General features: G+C 48.8%; 16 protein-coding genes. 9 read left to right on the plus strand and 7 right to left on the minus strand.

All coding sequences use genetic code 11. The features are described from left to right. Positions 1-45 precede the first annotated feature (45 nt). The 5 genes from ACYVB1_RS21680 to ACYVB1_RS21700 form a co-directional block, all read right to left on the minus strand. Positions 46-978, minus strand: coding sequence for a mechanosensitive ion channel family protein (locus ACYVB1_RS21680; RefSeq protein WP_460925913.1), 933 nt, complete (start codon positions 976-978; stop codon positions 46-48). A gap of 37 nt (positions 979-1,015) precedes the next feature. Then, positions 1,016-2,038 (minus strand): SPASM domain-containing protein, encoded by a 1,023-nt coding sequence (locus tag ACYVB1_RS21685; protein ID WP_460925914.1) that lies wholly within the window; start codon positions 2,036-2,038, stop codon positions 1,016-1,018. A gap of 116 nt (positions 2,039-2,154) precedes the next feature. Further along, positions 2,155-3,336: a baeRF7 domain-containing protein gene (locus ACYVB1_RS21690; RefSeq protein WP_460925915.1), complete on the minus strand. Its 1,182-nt coding sequence runs from the start codon at positions 3,334-3,336 to the stop codon at positions 2,155-2,157. A gap of 279 nt (positions 3,337-3,615) precedes the next feature. Continuing rightward, complete coding sequence (gene radA, locus ACYVB1_RS21695) at positions 3,616-4,995, minus strand: DNA repair protein RadA (protein ID WP_460925916.1); 1,380 nt, start codon at positions 4,993-4,995, stop codon at positions 3,616-3,618. A 148-nt stretch (positions 4,996-5,143) separates the two neighbouring features. Further along, the gene (locus ACYVB1_RS21700; RefSeq protein WP_460925917.1) at positions 5,144-8,065 is read right to left on the minus strand and encodes a CHASE domain-containing protein; all 2,922 of its coding nucleotides are present in this window, start codon (positions 8,063-8,065) and stop codon (positions 5,144-5,146) included. Positions 8,066-8,318: 253 nt separating this feature from the next. Here ACYVB1_RS21700 and ACYVB1_RS21705 point away from each other — a divergent pair, with 253 nt between their 5' ends. The 3 genes from ACYVB1_RS21705 (at position 8,319) to fumC (ending at position 11,112) form a co-directional block, all read left to right on the plus strand. After that, positions 8,319-8,801, plus strand: coding sequence for an Mpo1 family 2-hydroxy fatty acid dioxygenase (locus ACYVB1_RS21705; protein ID WP_460925918.1), 483 nt, complete (start codon positions 8,319-8,321; stop codon positions 8,799-8,801). Positions 8,802-8,825: 24 nt separating this feature from the next. Continuing rightward, positions 8,826-9,542, plus strand: a complete 717-nt coding sequence (locus ACYVB1_RS21710; protein ID WP_460925919.1) for a hypothetical protein — start codon at positions 8,826-8,828, stop codon at positions 9,540-9,542. Between the two features lie 172 nt (positions 9,543-9,714). Beyond that, positions 9,715-11,112 (plus strand): class II fumarate hydratase, encoded by a 1,398-nt coding sequence (fumC, locus tag ACYVB1_RS21715; RefSeq protein WP_460925920.1) that lies wholly within the window; start codon positions 9,715-9,717, stop codon positions 11,110-11,112. Positions 11,113-11,353: 241 nt separating this feature from the next. On the opposite strand, the gene ACYVB1_RS21720 is transcribed toward fumC, so the two are convergent. Beyond that, positions 11,354-11,794, minus strand: a complete 441-nt coding sequence (locus ACYVB1_RS21720; protein ID WP_460925921.1) for a hypothetical protein — start codon at positions 11,792-11,794, stop codon at positions 11,354-11,356. A 405-nt stretch (positions 11,795-12,199) separates the two neighbouring features. Between ACYVB1_RS21720 and ACYVB1_RS21725 the strand changes: the two genes are divergently transcribed. From ACYVB1_RS21725 to ACYVB1_RS21740, 4 genes are all read left to right on the plus strand, one after another. After that, complete coding sequence (locus ACYVB1_RS21725) at positions 12,200-12,598, plus strand: methionine-R-sulfoxide reductase (protein ID WP_460925922.1); 399 nt, start codon at positions 12,200-12,202, stop codon at positions 12,596-12,598. A gap of 151 nt (positions 12,599-12,749) precedes the next feature. Further along, positions 12,750-13,130: a diacylglycerol kinase family protein gene (locus ACYVB1_RS21730; protein ID WP_460925923.1), complete on the plus strand. Its 381-nt coding sequence runs from the start codon at positions 12,750-12,752 to the stop codon at positions 13,128-13,130. A gap of 68 nt (positions 13,131-13,198) precedes the next feature. Beyond that, on the plus strand, positions 13,199-13,591 hold the full coding sequence (locus ACYVB1_RS21735) for a DUF6970 domain-containing protein (RefSeq protein ID WP_460925924.1): 393 nt from the start codon (positions 13,199-13,201) through the stop codon (positions 13,589-13,591). Positions 13,592-13,593: 2 nt separating this feature from the next. After that, positions 13,594-14,070, plus strand: coding sequence for a DinB family protein (locus tag ACYVB1_RS21740; protein WP_460925925.1), 477 nt, complete (start codon positions 13,594-13,596; stop codon positions 14,068-14,070). A 336-nt stretch (positions 14,071-14,406) separates the two neighbouring features. Here ACYVB1_RS21740 and ACYVB1_RS21745 read toward each other — a convergent pair whose 3' ends face one another. After that, positions 14,407-17,430, minus strand: coding sequence for an AsmA-like C-terminal region-containing protein (locus tag ACYVB1_RS21745; RefSeq protein ID WP_460925926.1), 3,024 nt, complete (start codon positions 17,428-17,430; stop codon positions 14,407-14,409). A 156-nt stretch (positions 17,431-17,586) separates the two neighbouring features. Between ACYVB1_RS21745 and ACYVB1_RS21750 the strand changes: the two genes are divergently transcribed. Both ACYVB1_RS21750 and gldJ read left to right on the plus strand, forming a co-directional pair. Continuing rightward, entirely contained in the window at positions 17,587-18,600 is a 1,014-nt protein-coding gene (locus ACYVB1_RS21750; protein WP_460925927.1) for a PorP/SprF family type IX secretion system membrane protein, read from the plus strand. 63 nt (positions 18,601-18,663) lie between these two features. Continuing rightward, a complete protein-coding gene (gene gldJ, locus ACYVB1_RS21755) occupies positions 18,664-19,893 on the plus strand; it encodes a gliding motility lipoprotein GldJ (RefSeq protein ID WP_460925928.1) in 1,230 nt (409 codons plus the stop codon). Positions 19,894-19,943: the final 50 nt, after the last annotated feature.

Consider the following 19,943-nt stretch of genomic DNA (forward strand, 5'->3'; position numbering starts at 1 on the left):
CGGTTTCACTACCGGCCTTTTTGTTTTTGCACTGTACGGAACGGCTTACTGGCCATTGTCCCCCAGGCGCTTACCGTTTTTGATAGACGCCGTTATAGAATCCAGTTGCTCTGTAAGCTTTTCGCCACCTTTTATACCAAAGTCCAGCGTACGGATTGGGAACGGAATCAGGATGTCGTTCGCGTCGAAGGCTTTCTTAATGCGGATGATAGCATCGCTCTTGGCTCCTACATAGTCGACCTGCCGGCTGTACGTTACCCAAAAGCGGGCTTTGAAGTTAATAGAGCTATCCCCGAACTCATGGTACATTACTTCAATGTTTCTTGTTTTTACGCGGTTCTTTACGTCCTCCAGCGCCTCAATCACAATCTGCTGCACACGCTCCAGGTCTTCAGCGTAGGAAATACCCACATCCAGGTCAATACGGCGGGTTCCGTAAATCGAAAAGTTGGTGAGCGGGTTTTCAAACACCATCTTGTTGGGCACACGCACCAGTTCACCTGTCACCTGTCTTATATCAATGGTACGGAGGGTAACCCGCTCAATGGTACCGAAATAGTCGTTTGTCTCAATTAAATCGCCAACACCAAACGGCTTTTGCACGGCAATGATGACACCGGAAATAAAGTTGGCTGCAATATCCTGAAAGGCAAAACCTAAAGCCAAACCAATAATACCGACACCGGCCAGCAAGGAAATTACAACCCTGTCAAGATTCAGCACGGTAAGCACAAAAAAGAAGCCTACCAACAGCATGCCGATGTAAAAGAGCGTTAAGATAAGGTTGTTAAGGGCTGCACTATGTGAAAAACGGTTGATAAACCTCCCGAGCTGGTCTCTTACAAAACCAGCTACCCAGAAAGTGATAATCAGCAGCACCAACGCTACGAACAGGTTCGGGAGCATCAGCACAATATCTTCGCCCCAACCCTCCAGTTTCCCCCACAGTAGCTCCACTGCTTCGTTCAAATCATTCATATATTGCATCTAGTTGGTTCTTGTTTAAGGTGATTGATCATGCCCACACTTTTGTGCCCTCTGTACAGTTGCGGCACATTTCTATATTGGCCCTGGAGCCTAACAGCTGCTGCCTGAACTGGTTGTATGCCGGCCCGCGCCACACTGTTTTAAAGTCATTTTCTTTTAAGTCTCCCATTCGGTACTCTGCATCCTTATCAAAGCAACAAGGCACTGTTAAGCCGTCCCAGGTGATGACACAGGAGTGCCACATCTTCCAGCAGTGGTTCAGCAACTTGTTTTTGATAGTGTAGCTGCCATCGCCGTTGTTTTTGTACCTTGAGTAATAATCAATGGTCGGAATGAGCGGGGAGCCTTGCTGGTAATTATAAATCTGCGCTGTTTTAAACACTACCTCATTTACCTCCAACTCCTGCGCCAGTTGTTTTACGTCTTCAAGCTGATGCTCGTTCGGCCGCACTACTAAAAACTGAAACATGATGTGTGGTGTTTTCGATTTCATCGCTTTTTTCCACTTCACCACATTGCGTGTCCCCTCCAGCACCTTCTCCAGCTTGCCGCCAACCCGGTAAGCAGCATACGTTTCCTGCGTGGTGCCGTCTATAGACACAATGAGGCGGTCCAACCCCGACTCCACTGTTCTTCGGGCGGTATCATCGTCCAGGAAATGTGCATTGGTAGACGTAGCGGTATAAATACCTCTGTCTGATGCGTATTTCACCAGGCCTAAAAAGTTTTTGTGCAGGTAAGGCTCTCCCTGGAAATAGAAAATAAGGTACAGCAGGTGCCGGTGCAGCTGGTCTATGGTCTGCTTAAAAAGTTCGTCCTGCAGCATACCGGTAGGCCGGGAGAAGGATCGCAGACCGCTTGGGCATTCAGGGCAACGCAGGTTGCAGGAGGTAGTCGGCTCCAGTGAAATACTCAGCGGGTAGCCCCAGTGCCTTGCCTTGCCTGTTATTTTGGAAAAGATGTAGCTGCTCACCACCTGCAGGGCATTTACAGCCCGTGGCAGCGTTAGCTTTGATAAAAAATTGAACCCATCGGTCAGGTGCAGCTTCATACAAAAGAGGCTATGGCAGCAAAAAGACCATCTGGTCCTTTGCTAAAGAAAAAGGGCAGCCTGTATGGCTGCCCTCTAAGTTATGGTTTCTGGCACGAAAGCCAAAATCAAGGCGCTTAGTAGCGGAACAGGGCTTTTACGTTTGCACGTCCGTCTGTTACTTCCTGTAAACCGTTGTAGTTGCTAACGTATACCTTACCGCCCTGTGCTATGGTCTTGATAGCCGCCAGGTTAATCAGGTCGTCATCACCGCGCTGGTACTCATCGTGCACCTCGGCAGTTGCTTTCACTGCATCGTACGTTCCCCAGACAGGATCACTTGGTGCTATAAACAAGGTATCTACACGGCCATGCACTGCCTCGGCTGCCACGGTGGCAATGTCTTCAGAGGTAGCACCTGTACCTGCCACATTCTGGTAACGTGTCAGTGATTCTGAATGCCCCTGCTGCATGAGCGGTTTCATGATAGCCACAGCTTTTTCATGGATCTCGTTCATGCTATCTATACCTTCATTTACGTTGATGTTCTGCTCCACAATGTTCTTGTACTTGCTGATGCTGCGGTAAATGCTGCAGTAGTGGTCTACACCCGCTAAAATCAGCGGCTCAGTGGCGTCGTGCAGAATCTCCTGCAGGTTGTTATCTATATCCAGCATGAATTCGCGCACACGGTCATGCTGCTGGTCAGCCTGTGTAAAGCCGTGTGAAGTCGTCATGATGTTACCGTTAGAGCCCGTTCTGCTGAAATTGAAGTCCTGGTCGTTTCCTTTCACGTCAAACTTCAGAGACTCGTTCATCGACTCAGGCACAAATGAGCTAATGTCAATTTGCCTGATGCTCTCAATCGTCGCCTCATAGAAGCTGACTTTTTCGCGGTACAGCCAAAGGATAAAGAAACGGCCGTTCTGGCTCAGGATAGGCAGAATTGGCGTAAAGTAAAACCGGTCCAGCACAAATACCTCATTCGGCATAACCATAGGCAAGGTATAGTGCGTTGAAAAGCCTTTCGTGATGAACACTGCCAGGCCTTCGCCCTGATGACGCCAGAAGCCATTCTCGTGCAACAAGGCATCTGCAGGCTTTATGTATTCTGCTATCTCTGCATCTGAAAGGCCATGCCTCTCTAAAAGTTCTTTTGCTTTGCGTATCTGGTTTTTGAAGGCCAGGCTATCCTGTCCGTTCAATGTTTCTTTGCCGGCGCGATGAGTGGGTAAGTAGAAAGAAAGGCACAAAGCATCTCCATTGTTGCTTTGCACATTTATCAACTTCTCTATGTCGCTTTTGTTTATTAATGCCATATAAGTTTGTTGTTAAAGTAGAGTTCTATTAATCATTAAATCATCTCCGGATTACACCGGTATGTAGAATTTAAGTACGCAGCAAAACAAACAACGGTTATTGCACCCCATAATATTGAATCAGCTCCTACCTGATGCCGGAGCATAAAAAAAGCCCGATACCAGGAGGATATCGGGCTGAAAGTCAGGCATTGCAGGACCTAATGTAGGTGCTGCCGTACTTTATAATTGGTTTTGCAGTCTTAGTTGCCTTCAGGGCGAACACAGTTAGAAGTTACCTTACCCAAACAGGTTGCTGAACACTTCCTCTAACCTGCCAAAGGCATGTATGTTGATAGAGAATTTACTGAAGTCCAGCCCTTTCTTATTATACTTGGAGATATAGATATCTCTGAACCCGAGCTTTTCAGCTTCACTGATGCGGTTCTCGACACGGTTTACGGCACGCACCTCACCACCCAGCCCTACTTCGGCAGCAAAGGCCGCTGTGCTCGGAATGGCCATGTCCTCAAAAGAGGAGAGAATGGAGGCGCAAACGGCAAGGTCGAGGGCAGGGTCTTCTACCTTTAAACCACCCGCAATATTCAAAAACACATCCTGTGCACCTAACCGGTAGCCGCCGCGCTTTTCCAGTACCGCCAGCAGCATGTTCAGGCGCTTGGCATCGAAACCGGTGCTGGTACGTTGCGGTGTACCATAGGTAGCGGGGGTCACAAGGCTTTGCACTTCTATCAGCAGGGGGCGGTTGCCCTCCAGCGTGGCGCCAATGGCAATGCCGCTGAAGGCGTCTTCACGCTGCGAAATCAGGATTTCGGAGGGGTTGCTTACCTCCCGCAGGCCGGAGCCCAGCATTTCGTAGATGCCCAGCTCGGAGGTAGAGCCGAAGCGGTTTTTGGTGGTGCGCAGGATGCGGTACGTCATATGGCGGTCGCCTTCGAACTGCAGCACCGTGTCTACCATGTGCTCCAGTATCTTCGGGCCTGCCAGGTTGCCTTCTTTGGTGATGTGGCCAATCAGGAAAACAGGCGTGCCGCTCTCTTTGGCAAACTTCAGCAACTCAGCAGTACACTCACGCACCTGGCTCACACTGCCGGCGCCTGCCTCTATAAAAGAGGAGTGGAGCGTCTGGATAGAATCGATGATAAGCACCTGCGGCCGCACCAGTTCTATCTGCTTAAAGATATTTTGCGTGCCTGTTTCAGTTAATATAAAACAGTCGGAGGTTTGGGCATGGAGGCGTTCGGCACGCATCTTTATCTGCTGCTCACTTTCCTCCCCGCTTACGTACAGCACCTTCAGGCCACGCAGGCTCAGGGCAATCTGCAGCATCAGCGTACTTTTACCGATGCCTGGCTCTCCCCCGATTAAAACCATAGAGCCCGGCACAATGCCACCTCCCAGTACGCGGTTCAGTTCCTGGTCTTGCGTAACAACGCGCTGCTGCTCCTGATAACTGATATCGGCAATCGGTTTTGGCTTGTTGGAGACCTGCGCCGTGCTGCTGCCCACTTTCCAGGCGGTGGTGGGTGTTACCTCCTCGCGCTGCACCACTTCTTCTACATAAGTATTCCATTCGCCGCAGGCCGGGCACTTTCCAATCCACTTCGCAGACTGGGCGCCACAGTTCTGGCAGAAATAAGACGTTTTTATTTTAGCCATTAAATATTGTTGTTCGTGTTTGCTTGATTCCTGCCGGTCGAGTTTTCCCAGCTAATAAGAACAAAAAAAGGAGCAGAAGGATTGCTGTTTTCCCCCAAAGTTCAGATTAAAATGCCATTCCTGTTTAATACAAGACCAGCTTTTAACCTTACACCACCTCAGGAACAGACGCCTGCTTAAAATACACCTTGAAGGTAGTGCCTTTGTCTAATTCGCTTTCTACCTCAATAAGGCCACCGTTGTTCTCGATGATGCGCTTTACAATGTAGAGCCCGATGCCGGTACCCTCCACATGGCTGTGCAGGCGCTTAAACATAGTGAACAGCTTATGCTGTTGCTCTTTTTTGATACCCAGCCCATTATCTTCTACTTCCAGCACAATGTACTCGCCCTGCTGATAAGTAGCAATGCGCACCTCAGGCACTCTTTCCGGTGACTTATACTTGATGGCGTTAGATACCAGGTTGTAGATAATGCTGCGAAGGTTCTTGCGGGCATACAAAATACTTTTCACCTCCAGATCTGTGCTGATGATAGCACCAGACTCTTTTATCATCTTATCTATGTCGGAGGTAATATCCTGCAGCATGCTTTCGAAGGAGAGCGGCTCTACCTCCGACTGCAGTTCCTTCTGCACTTTCGTGATTTCTGTCAGGTCAGAAATGGTGCCTTTCAGCTTGTTCACGGTTTGCTGCAGCAAGTCCAGTACCTGCATGTCCTCTCCGTTCAGGGCACCTTGCAGAATATCGCGCAGCAACGTAGTAAGGCCCTCCATGTTGGCGATAGGCGACTTCAGATCGTGGGAGGCGGTGTACACGAAGTTGTCGAGGTCGTTGTTTATGCGCTGCAGCTCATTATTCTTCTCGCTTAGCTCATCGTTGGTGGCAATGAGTTCTTTGCGTGCCCGCACCAGTTCCGTTACCTCTACGGCAAACACCAGCACGGCCTCCACCTGTCCGTTGCCATCTATTAGTGGCTGGTACACCAGGTTAAAATAACCCCGTTCCGGCCGCCCGGTGTTATAGCGGTTGAAAGTGGCAATCATTTCGTTTCCTACAAAAGGCTCACCCGTTTCCACCACCCGCTCCAGTCGCTTAAAAAATCCGCGTCCTTCTTCCTGGGTGTGGGCATCGTAAATGGTTTTGCCCACCAACGGCCGGTTTCCGTACAAGCGGCGGTATTGCGGGTTGGCCAGCATATATTTATAATCTGCGGCCCGCACCAACCCTACCACCGCTGGCACCTCTAGAAATAGCTTCTGCAGCAGTTCCGCATTCTGCTTCACTTTACGCTCTGCCTCCTTTATCTCTGTGATATCAAACACAGAACCTATATGCCCCAGAAACTCCCCGTTTACTCCAAAGCGGGGCATGGCTGTATTGATTACCCAACGCACCTTTCCATCGTGGCGGCGCATGCGCATTTCCAACTTAAAGGAACCTGATGCTGCAACAGATTTCTGGAACACGTCAGTGTACTTTGCCATGTGCTCCGGCTCCAGCACCTCGCGCCACCCCGTACTAATGCTTTCCTCAAAAGATAAGCCGGTAAAGTTCGTCCACTGCTTGTTCACATACATACATTCTCCCTGCGGATTACCTACCCATATCATTACAGGAGCATTATCTGCCATGGTTCTGAAGCGCGCCTCACTCTCTATAATCGCCTGCTGTGCCCGCTTCTCATCGGTAATATCACGCACCTCGATAATGGCATAAGTGCCGGAGCCGCTCTCAGTAATAGGTTGCACCGCACAAGACACGTTAAAGAAACTCCCATCTCTGCGGATGAATACATCTTCGTAAGCCCGCATGGGTTTTACTATGCTCAGGGCTGTGCGGACACTGCAATCTTCCAAAGCAAAGGCAGAACCATCCGGGTGCTTGTAATGCACCATTTCATGCAAAGTCTTTTCCTGCATTTCCTCCAGGGTAAAGCCTGTCATCTCTTCAGCAGCCGGGTTCATAAAGGTACAATAGCCCTTTGCATCAATGATGAAGAGCGCTGCCGTGGCATTGTCTGTAATAGTTTGTTTCAGGCGGTTAGAGCGCCGGGTGTTGGTGAGGGACCAAATGATAAAAGCCATCAGCAAGCTGATAATCATACCTCCTGTCAGAATGTAGTACGGCAGCTCCGTATCGGCAGACCGGCCGAATTTTGACTCTGCTGTAATATAAAGCCGCCAGTTATGATTGCCAATGGTGATGGTTCTTAATTCGTTGAAGGGCCTGCTATTACGGGTAGCATAATTCATGCCTGAACCCGTACTGTAAAGCAGCGACTCTCCTTTTATACTGGGGCCATCATATACCTCCACATGTACGTCTTTGAACTCACTCCCTAGTATAGAGGTCATGAGATCCTTTGCCCGGAAAGGGCTGTATACAAAACCCTTGATCAGGTCCTGGCGGTCTCTTATAGACACAGGATCAGCATTGTTCTTATATATGGGCAGGTAAATCAGGAAACCTGCCTGCTCGTCTCTTCCATTTTCCTGCACCAGGCGCACCTTGCCTGACAGGGCAGGCTGCTTTGTGTCGCGGGCAATATTCATGGCTGACTGACGGGTAGGCTCACTGTACATATCATAACCAAAAGCCCGCAGGTTTCGACCGGAGAAGGGTTCAATGTACGTGATAGGAGTGTATGATGCCCGCTTTCCCTCCGGGTGAACACGGAATTCAGGAAAACCTTCTGCGCGAATCTGCCGCTCAAAGGCAGCCAGTTCTGAGGCCCTGACAAAGTGTGTATACGCAAGCCCCTGGATACCTGGATAACTCTTCTCAATATTCAGCGAGTTAAAGTACGTGCGCCAGGCATTGCGTTCTATTGTATCGGAAGCTATGATAAGGGCTTTTGCCCCAGTTAACACTTGTATGTAGTCATTCATCCGCTTCTGAACAGCTGCGGTAGCCTGTTCAGCACGTATCTCGAATATCTTGTCACTTCTCTCCGCTGCTTTTTTCTTTGTTTCATCAAACACAAAAAGGGTGAGCAGGAATATGAGCAGAAAAGAAAAGACAGCAATATAATGTTCTCTTAAAAACCGAGCCAGTTTGGCTAATTTCATCTGTTATAGCTTAATACAAAGTATGGAGGGCAAAAGCTACAGGAGCTTATGCCCTCAACAACTCCTCCGGCAGCTTTATCCTCCATTACCAAATGTACAAAAAAAGGCACCAATTCCTTAAGAACGAGGGCACATAGAAAAATCATATTCAAGCGATGCAGTTTAGTTGCAAAATCAAGGCAGAATAAGTATATTCATTCTTAATAAGCCCACTAAAAAATGAGTTAAACCACTCACTATCAACAGCACATATATGAGAACAATGCAGCAATGGTTCGACGAGTATGGCCAGAGCCATCAGGACCACACAAACAAGCTTATCCACTGGATTTGCGTTCCGTTAATATTTTTCAGTGTTGTTGGCTTGCTGGCCAGTATTCCCAGCGGTGCCCTGCAGGAGTTGTTCCCGCCCCAGGTGCAACCTTACGTGCATTTTGGCACTGTGGTCGTGTTACAGGGACTGCTGTTTTATCTGCGTTTGTCTTTATCTATGTTTCTGGGGATGGCGTTGGTGTGTATTGTTGTACTAGGGATGGTACATGCTGTCGATAGCGCCTTCGAAACTCCGCTCTGGCTCATATGCCTTGCGGTGTTTGTACTTGCCTGGATTGGACAGTTCTATGGGCACAAGGTAGAAGGCAAAAAGCCTTCCTTCTTTAAAGACCTGCAGTTCCTGTTAATCGGCCCAGCCTGGTTACTTGGCTTTATTTATCGAAAATTGGGGATACCGTATTAACTTTGTGGGAATAAAGCTTTTCCCATGCTGGAGATTATCAAGAGTTTACTTATTGCCTTTTTTGCGGTGGCTGTGCTACTGCCCATTGTCCGCTATGCTTTACGGAGGCTGTCGCCGCCACAGCATGTCACTGCCATGTCAGCCGACGAGCTAAAGTACATCCAGAAGCAGGAGTTGAAACTCACAATTGCCTATTTCTTTTTTGCCACCTTGCTAACGGTGTTCAGTGCCGGTGTTCTGGCGCTCCTTTCCAGTATTATACATGCCTCAGAGGAACACATGTACGTACTGACGCCAAACTTCAGGGCGCTTTTTGCCCCAGGCCTGCTGCTTGGCCTCACGCTGGCAGTGCTGCCACTTCGGCTGGCACAAAGTGCCTTGTTAGGCAATGACTACGAGCTGTATAAGTCTTATACACAGCAGGTAGAGGGGCAGCATTCTATCCGTGTGTACAGAATACTGCTGCTTGTGCTGCTGGCCGTTTCAGGCATTGTCACTTTTTATGCGCTGCGCTGGCATGTAACGATAGACGAGGAGGAAGTTCATGTGACAAACCTGCTGCTGGAGCAGCGTGCTTACGACATGCAGGAAATTGAGAGTATCCGCTATCTGGGTACAGAGGGCGAGTATCTTGTTTCTTTCTCCGACCAGACTAACCTCAACACCACCTACCTGAAGCCTGTACAGCTGGAGATGATTGCTTTGCTCGCAGCTCAATCAGACACCAGAGTAATCCGGTAGGCGATACCCTGCAACACCTGCTCACGCTTCACTGCCTTTTTCTGCTTTCTTCAAGCCATTCCTGCTCCCATGCGTAAGGAATAAAGCAGCCTATGGCTTGCCCGCATATTATGGAATAATTTCATAGTTTTGCTAAACACACATGTTCCTTCAATCAAATAGATAAAACTATATGCAAGTTCGTGTAGAGAAAGACACCATGGGGCCTATAGAGGTACCTGCAGAGAAATACTGGGGCGCCCAGACACAGCGCTCAAAAGAAAACTTCACCATCGGGGGGCAGACGATGCCGAAAGAAGTGGTTCAGGCTTTTGCTATTCTGAAGAAAGCCGCTGCTCAGGCTAATGCGCAACTGGGTGTGCTGGCACAGGACAAGGCCGACATCATCAGCGAAGTATGCGATGAGATACTGGCTGGCAAGCTGGACGATGAGTTTCCGCTGGTCGTGTGGCAGACAGGCTCTGGCACACAGTCGAACATGAACGTGAACGAAGTGGTAGCGAACCGCGCGCACGTGTTGCTGGGCGGCGACCTGATGGACGAGAAGAAAAAAATCCACCCGAACGACGATGTAAACAAGTCGCAGTCATCGAACGACACTTTCCCGACGGCGATGCACATTGCGGGCTATAAAAAAGTAGTAGAGCACACGCTCCCGATGATACAGAAGCTGCGTGACACACTGCATGCCAAGTCAGAGGAGTTTATGGATGTGGTGAAAATTGGCCGCACACACCTGATGGATGCTACCCCACTGACACTGGGCCAGGAGCTTTCCGGGTATGTAGCGCAGCTGGATTACGGCATGAAAGCACTCCGCAATACCCTGGATCACCTAAGCACACTGGCTTTAGGTGGTTCTGCCGTAGGTACAGGCCTCAACACGCCGGAAGGCTATGCTGAACTGGTGGCGCAAAAAATATCTGAATATGCTGGCCATGAGTTCATCACGGCTCCGAACAAGTTCGAGGCGCTTGCTGCCCACGATGCTGTTGTAGAGACCTCCGGTGCTTTAAAGCAGCTGGCCGTAAGCCTGATGAAGATCGCCAATGACATTCGTTTGCTGGCTTCAGGACCACGTTCCGGTATCGCCGAAATTACCATCCCAGAAAACGAGCCGGGTTCTTCTATTATGCCGGGTAAAGTAAACCCGACACAAGCCGAGGCCATGACCATGGTTTGCGCTCAGGTAATCGGGAACGATGTGGCTATATCGGTAGGTGGCATGAACGGCCACTTTGAGCTGAATGTGTTTAAGCCGGTAATGATTTATAACCTGCTGATGAGCGCGCAACTGATTGGTGATGCCTGCGACTCGTTTGACAAGCATTGCGCTGTAGGTATTGAGCCAAACAGAGAGCGTATCAAACATAACCTGGAGAATTCTCTGATGCTGGTAACGGCACTGAACCCCCATATTGGTTACGACAACGCCGCCAAAATTGCGAAGAAAGCCCACAAAGAAGGCACTACGCTTCGCCAGGCCGCTATCGACCTTGGCCTGCTCACAAACGAGCAATTCGACGAGTGGGTGAGACCAGAGGATATGATCGGCAGCTTGAAGAAGTAGTTTTCTTGTACTACCACGTACATAACATATTAAGGCACAATAGAATAGTTTATCAAAAGGAAAAAGCAGCTCGGGTTGGGGCTGCTTTTTCCTTTTGATAGTATTTGTAGAACAAAACATCAATTATTATGTGGGCATGAATGAAGAGCCTGCTCCTGTTCAGGCATCTTGTAAATAGGGGCTGGCATCTGTAGCTGGTAATGCTCTTAAATGCATACAAGCCATAAGGCTCTTTAGCGTGTTACCAACAGTACAAGTCAGACTTTACAGTTTCCCAGGTGGTATTATCTGTTACTTTAACCTGCATCGTTCCGTTTGAGGTTAAAGTTACGTTCTTCAGCTTATACAAGCCTTCTTTCAAGTTGGCAGGTATGGTTAAACCCTCCACTTTAGCCTCACCCGGAATGCTCTCTCCATCTCCGGTAGTAACTGTTTCAAGAACCTCAATAGATTTCATGGGGCAGAAGTACATCACCATCTTGCCGTGGTTTTTTTCCAGGCGCACAGGCGACAAGTTTGCCGTTACTGTCTCACCATGCGACAACTTTTCTTCCTGCATTCTTTTTTGCAAAACTTCTGGCTGCGAAGAAGACGTAATGATTACCTGCTTTGACTCTCTGGCACCGGAGGGCTGATCCTTGGCACCAAATAAATTTCTAAAAAAGGAAGTGTAAGTGCTCATAACATTTAGTTTTAGAAATATAAAAAAATATGAAGGATCAGTTTTTCAGTCAGTCATCAGGCTTATCAGTTCTATGTGGGTGGCTTATAAATTTGACAACGAAGTTCCCCCTTCTCTTGTTCTTCCCAGGAGCACCTAAATGTCTATGGATCAGTTTTTTGGTGCGAATGAATCTAAAATAAATGCCAACGGTGTCCTATGTTACAAAAGGCGTTTATCCACCTGTTGCCGGGCTGATACAGGCAGTAGTTATGGCAAGCTTTTCTGCATGTATCCACTACACTCAAACCTGCGGAATTACCCAAAGAAGTATAGGTAAGCTGCTGCTGCCAGGTTGTCACCTCAAACCCTTTTGGCCTGTTACATGTTTATACAATTAAGTATGACCGCATAAATCCGAAACTTATGAAAGTAGCGAAAGACCCATCAGAATATAATGAGCTTACTCCAGAGGAAGCCCGCATTATCGTGCACAAAGGCACCGAATACCCTGGAACGGGAGAGTATGAGCATAATAAAGCAGAAGGTGTATACTTGTGCAAGCGCTGCAATAACCCGCTTTATACCTCAGAGTATAAGTTCGAGTCGCACTGCGGCTGGCCAAGCTTTGACGATGAGATAACAGGCGCCGTTAAACACGTACCTGATGCCGATGGCCGCCGCACCGAAATTGTGTGCGCCAACTGTGAGGCACACCTGGGCCACGTGTTTGCCGGTGAGTACCTGACGCCAAAGAACATACGCCACTGCGTAAATTCACTCTCGATGAAGTTTGTGCCGGTGGAGGAACTGGAGAAGCAATAAATAAGAGGCAGAAGGCAGAGAAGGAAACTAATCTGCCTTTTGTTTTAGTGAACACCACCTCCCTTCGCTTTAAAAGAGCAGCCGGTAACTTTATACTTCCAGCACAAGTAATATCCAACCGTACATATTCAGCACCATCCATCAAAATAATATGCGCCGACCTTCCTTTTTTAGCGCCCGCTACAACAGCTTTAAGTTCGCCACCAAAGGTATGACCGCTGTCTTCCGCAGCGAACCCAACATGCACCTTCATGTGCTGGCAAGCATTGTTGTGTTTGTAATGGCTTATCGCTTTGAAGTAACACGCATGGAGTGGTGCCTGCTTATTTTCTGTGTCGGGCTGGTATGGATGGCAGAAATCTTCAATACCTCTATTGAGACACTTGTCAACCTTGTTTCGCCGGAGTATGATATTCTGGCTGGCAAAACCAAGGACCTGGCGGCAGGAGCTGTGCTGATGGCTGCTATCACAGCGGCAGTTATCGGCCTTGTAATCTTTGTACCCTATTGGGTAGCCTACGTACAAGGTTAATTTACCAGGCTTTTCATATAAAGTCAGGTTTGTTACCTTTGCTCCGCTTATGAAGAAGAACAGGCACCATGGCAAAAGCAGGTACTATAGGTTGGGTACTCTTACTGGCAGCAGTTACAACAATGGCTGGCTGCAAGCCAGGTGTGTCGCCAATGATACCGGAGGCTGCTACCGCCAACGCACAGGGAGCCCCGTGGCTGAACCAGATGATCCAGCAGATGCAGGAGGACGAAACGGCTAACCCGCCTGCCAAAATCTACCGTTATACTTACAGGGACCAGGAGGTATATTATGTTACGGGCCGCTGCTGCGACATACCGGGCAAGGTTTACGATATGTACGGAAACATCATCTGTGAGCCGGATGGCGGTATAACGGGCAAAGGAGACGGCCGCTGCCCCGACTTTTTTGAGCAGCGTAAAGACGAAACTTTAATTTGGGAAGATAAAAGAGAAAGATAAAAATGACTGGAAACGACGTACTGAAAAACCTATCAGAATACAACATCTGGGCAAACAAAACCATGCTGGACGTGTTCAGCAGCCTTCCGGAGGTGCCCGCAAACGCGGCACGCCTGTTTAGCCACGCCCTGAATGCGCAGGCCATCTGGATTGCCCGCATCACCGGCACCGAGAGCCCTGTAAAAGTATGGCAGGAGCATAACCTCGAAGAACTGAAGAAGCTGCACGAGTATTCTTCCTATAAAATAGCAGAACTGGCGCAGAATGCCGACGAGGCTGAATTTAATCGGCTGATTGATTACAGCAATAGCCTCGGCAACCAGTACAGCACCCGTGTGCTGGACATACTGACGCACGCATTTAACCACGCCACTTACCACCGTGCCCAGACTGCCACTGACCTTCGCAAGAATGGCCACACGCCCCCCAACACAGATTATGTTACCTATGTGCGTGAGCTGATGGGGCAGGTTTTCTAAAGGATGCCTGAACAGAATCTGCTGGAGTTTAATCCTATTGGAACAACCTGTTATGAATAAAAGAAAAAGGAGCCCTTCCACTTAAGAAGAGCTCCTTTCTTTATGATATGGCTTAAGGCGTATCAGGAGAATTAATTATGAAAACATACACTCCATAGAAATTGGATTAAGAATAATCGCTTTTAGTGTTAAATCGCATCCGTTATACGGTACAGCAGAAAATAGTTACACTAATATATATAAATGAAATAATAAAAGCCAGCAGAACAATGTGCTCTGCTGGCTTTCTTAGGTTCAAACTAACAGGTGGTTGTATGCCACCCCTTGGGGAGCCTGTTAATTACCTCTCCTGGTTGTATCTGCTGGCGTGGTGGCCGGTTTTGTCAGTTGCCTCAGCAAACCGCCCACCCTATCAGTGGCTTGTTTCTTGATTTGCTGCTCTGCTTCCTGCCGTTTCTTCTCCAGTTCCTGCTGTGCCTTACGCTCCACTTCCTGCTTCCTGCGATTCAGCTCGGCCTGCACACTATCCTGTAATTGCTGCTTGCGCTGATCTGCGTGTTGTTTGGCTTCCTCGAGTTTGTTCTGCACCGCATTTTGCACCACGTTAGCGGCCTGTTCTTTTACAGAGCCACCCGCCAGGGCAACTTTCGGGTCAGACACGGTACCACCAATGTTCAGGTTCAGGGTAATGCGCTCTGAAGCAGCCAGGCTCTCATTCCCCAGCATGCTGGCAAGGCGCGTATTCAGTTCACGTCCTACTTTACCGGTCGGCACATTAAGCGTTGTTACATAATCAATGTTTCCGTTTGCATCGTTAGAGCCACCTACTTTCATGTCCACATTCCCTACATTCAGCTCAAATGGCTTTACTACAAGTTTGCCATCCACAATCTGGGCATCTATTATCTTGTTCTCAATTACAAAACTCTTTAAGTCCTGTAAATTCGTCAGATTACTGATTTTATCTACTATCGCCACATTCCCCACAGCGGCCCTTAGCACACGAATAACTCCTGAGCCATCCAATGTATTGATGACCGGTGTCATGTCCTGCCCAAGTACTCCTGCAAAAGCAAAGTTTGTGGAGAACTTGCCTTCCAGCACCCCTGCAATCGGAGCCAGTGCCTGTATAGTATTAAAGGAGTTGAAGGCTTCTTTGAAACTCAGGTTCTGGATGTCCAGGTTCATATCAAACAGTGGCTGCTGCAGGTCCTGCGTGTTGTAGCTACCGTTGGTGGCAAACGTAGCACCCAGCGTATTGAAAGTTACTTTGTTCAGCCTGGCTATCTTATCCTTTACCTGTACCTGCCCGGTAACATTGTTCAGTTTCAGGTTATTGTACAGCACCTGCTTTGCATCAATATTCAAGGCTACATCCAGGTTGGCCGGCACTTCTACCACTCCCTCTGAGGCTGCCTCGTCTACTGGCTGGCCTGTGTTCTCGTCTACCATCCACTCGTTCACATCAAACTGGTTGGAGGTAATGTTAAATGTACCGCGCAGCGACTGGTTGTCTGCCAATGCATAGCCGATATAGTTCGATATGCTACCGTTGGCCTGTATATCGCTCTTGCCCAGGCTACCACTCATGTTCTGCAGGTTAATGCGCTCGTTGTTGAACGTGGCATTCGCCTGATTAATCTTAATGCCCTGCGGCAAATCAGTACTCACAAAACTGAGGTTGTTGATAGCCATGGTGCCGTTAGCCGTGATGTTGTTGTACTTCTCGGCCTCTATGTCACTCATTTTGCCTTTGGCAGCTACATCAGCCTGTATGCGGCCGGAAAGCGTCATGTCCTCCAGCGGGAAGATTTTTGTGAGCTTCGTAAGGTCCAGTATACCTTTGATGCGGCCATCAAAAGCAGGTTGATCAATGCCTTGCACAAGCATATTGCCCTCCAATGGCTCGCCATCCAGGTTCATGTTAAAGCGCTCGATGTTTATGCGCGTATCGTCGGTATTGCCGGTGGTATTCCGGATGTTGGTTACCATGTTCAGGTTCTGGATCGGTGCCGGAAACTCTGAGGACTTCACGTAACCGTTGGTCAGGTTCATATCAGCATCTATCACCGGCATGCTGGTTTCAGAGTAGGTACCTTTGGCATCGGCATCTACCTTCAGCAGACCGCGCAGCGTCATACCTTCCACGGGAAACACTTTAGTCATTTCCGCCAGGTCAACATTCGCCTTAACGTTACCATCTATCTGCATCACACTGTCCAGGCCTGCTATCACCATTCTGGCATCCACCGGGTTTTTACCTAAATCGAGGTGGAACTGGCGCACTTCTACATTTGTGTTGGCAAGTTCACCATCGCGGCTGTCCACGCTCATGTCTACGTTGATGTTGCGGGCAGCCTCCGGCAGGTCCGGGTACTTAAACATACCGTCTATCACCTTCAGGTCCACGCCATAGCCCGGCATAAGGGTATCGTTCATACGGCCCTTCAGGTAACCATCGAAACTTAACTTACCTGATGTGCTGATGTCCTCAAACTGCTCGCTGTACATACCTGGCACCACTGACAGCACGTTGCGGAAATCTGTTTCCGTGGCCGTGAAAGTCAGATCCATGTCGATGTTCTCTTCCGGCATCAGGATGGTACCGTCAAACTTAAACGGAAACTCATTGATGCGGATATTGTTGTCCTTGAACGTGTAAAGCGACTGGTTCAGGTCCATCGCCATCGTGACGTCGGCATTCAGCCTGGCGTTCTGGATATAGTTCGCCCCGTCATAGGTCATCACAAAGCGGTCGGCCGTGGTATGCGATTCCATATCAAACACGTCCTGCTCAAAGTCTCCGCTACCGGTGTGGTTCACGTTATAGGCCGCCATGCCAAACGGAATACTCAGATCATCGTAATAGAGCGTGCCGTTGTTTACTTTCCAGCCTTTGATGGCCATTCTGAAGTCGCTGGCTGCTGTATCAGAAGGTGTTTCTTCGGCAGTGCTGTCTTCCAGCATAATATCCCAGTTCGCTTTTCCGCTCTTCAGCACAATAAGCCGTATAACGGGTTCGTCTAAGGTAACGGAGTTCACCTTCAGCTCATCTCCTGAAATAACACTCATCAGATTCAGGCCCATCCGGAAGGAGGGGATACGAGCCAGTGTGTCGGTGGCGAAGGAGTCCTTGCCAATGACAGACAGGTTGTCTACGCCCAGCGACAGGTTAGGGAAATCGCGGAAAAGCGACAGGCTTACGTCGTCTGTCTCGTAAAGCACCCGTGCATCAATATTTTTGGCTATCTCTTTGTCAAGGGCCTGCTTGATTTTATCTTTAAACAAAACAGGCACTATAGCCGCTGTGACAAGAAGCAGGGCCAAAAAGATAAAAAAGCCTATGGCTACTTTTTTCATATGTGTAGTGTTTTTTCAGTCGTTGTTCAAATATAGAAGCTAATCCATTTACTTTGATAGCTAATTTGATAGCTAAAACCGTGCTAATTATAGAGAGCTTCTGAAATTAGCTTTCCCTTTATAAATAGCGTAACGGTCAGATTGTTCTGTATAGGCATGAGTTTAAAAAAAATATTCCTGTTGTATGTATGCTGCCTGTGGGCCCTTGTTGCCTGCGCGCAGGATGTGCAGTTAACGCAGCAGTATGCCAACCGCCTTTACCTGAATCCTGCCTTTGCGGGTATTAACAGCGACTGGAGCATTGGGCTTGCGCACCGCAACCAGTGGCCTGCCCTGAACGGTTCCTTCATTACCAACCAGCTATCTGCCGATTACCGGATTTCAGAAACCAAAAGCGCCGTGAGCCTGCTGGTGCAACAGGATCGGGCCGGGGTAGGGGGGCTACAGAAATGGCAGCTGACAGGCGGCTATGCCTACCATACCAACATCACAGCGAAATGGGCCATATCGGCGGGCCTGCAGGCCAGTGTAGCTTCGCTGCGGGTAAATTTTGACAACCTGGTGTTCGGTGACCAGCTGACGGATGAGGGGCAGGTAGCTGTTACCTCGGCAGAGGCCAGCAGATTTGAGCCAAGCTATTATACGGACTTTACAGTGGGTGGCCTGGTATATTCCGACCAGTTTTGGGCCGGCCTTACGGTGGCGCACCTCAACAGGCCTGGCTATGGATTTAATCAGGAACTGGAATTACCTGTCCAATTTACTGCCATAACGGGATATAAATTTTATGCCAAATCATACGTGGAACAGGGCCAGCTGTTCGAACTAAGCTTCTCGCCAACGGCCACCGTAGTACATCAGCAAAATTTAACACGCTTGGACATAGGTATATATACTATTTACACACCTCTGACGTTAGGACTCATATACAGGGGAATTCCAGTGGCAGGCGGAACTAACCAAGACCAAACGGTGTCCATCATTGCAGGCCTGCAGCTGAAGAATTTCAGAATCGGCTACAGCCACGATGTTGGCATACAGGGTTTTAGTAAAGAAGCCGGCGGTGCAAATGAAATATCACTCGTTTTCGAACCTGTAGATTTAAGTAATTTGTTTCAGGGCCATTCAAGGCGTAAATTAAACAGAAACATTGTTTGTCCAGCATTCTGATTTTAGTTATAATTGCACATTAAACTACGTTACAAGAACCTTATCTTAATTGGGTACTAACTTATGAAGTTAATTAAGTATTTATCAGTAGCAGTTGTTGGAGGCTTTCTCCTCGGATCCTGCTCTAAAGGAGGTCAACCAACCAGCACGAATCCAGGTGCCTATAGTAGCGCGACTGGTATCGAGTATGGCGAGGATGAAGAAGCTTTCGACGTTCCTGAGTATGCTGAGTTCCCACAAGGGCCAGGCCTCGTGTTTATCGAAGGTGGCCGTACGGTACTAGGCTCCATGGAGGAGGATATCGCCATGACACGTGACAACGTAGAGCGTACTGTAACGGTGGCTTCTTTCTATATGGATGAAACCGAAGTGGCAAACATCCACTGGCTGGAGTACCTGCACTACCTGAAAAGAGACTCTTTGCCGGAGGTGTACCAGGCTGCCCTGCCAGACACAACCGTTTGGTCTCGTCAGTTGTCTTTCAACGACCCTTACGTAACATATTACCTGCGTTATCCAGGTTTCCGCTTTTTCCCGGTGGTGGGTGTAAGCTGGTTACAGGCAAACGATTTCTGCATCTGGCGTACAGCTAAGGTAAACGAAAACTTTGCAAAGCAGGAAATGGGCGGTGGTGGCCGCAGAGGCCTGTTTGGCCGTCGTGGCAACGATGAGCCAGCAGAAGGCTCAACACCCTCTATCGAGTCTGGCCTTGTATTGCCGAATTACCGTCTCCCAACAGAGGCTGAGTGGGAATATGCAGCACAGGCCATGATTGGAACCCAGTATTCAGAAGACGAAAACCAAAACAACCGTCGTCTGTACCCTTGGGACGGGCACCAGGTGCGTAACCCATATGGCAAGGAAATGGGTAAGTTCATGGCGAACTTCAAGCGTGGCCGCGGTGACTATGCCGGTATTGCCGGTTCTTTGAACGACGGTGCCATGATCACGGACTACATCTACAGCTACCCTCCAAATGACTTCGGCCTGTATAACATGGCTGGAAACGTAAACGAGTGGGTACAGGACCTTTACCGTCCGCTGTCTTACCAGGATGTTGAGGATCTGAACCCGTTCCGCAGAGACGGATACCTGGATGAGGCGGAGAACTATGACTCAAGTGAAGGTTTCCACTCGCTCGTAAACAATGAGGTTCGTGTTTACAAAGGTGGCTCCTGGAAAGACGTAGCTTACTGGCTGTCTCCTGGTACACGCCGCTTCATGGCTCAGGACTCTTCCACAGCTACGATTGGCTTCCGTTGCGCCATGATCAACGCTGGCTCAAACAGGTAAGAAAGTAAAATATTAATATAGCAAAAAGCCCGGAAGCAGTTCCGGGCTTT

The organism is Pontibacter brevis, from assembly GCF_054779655.1.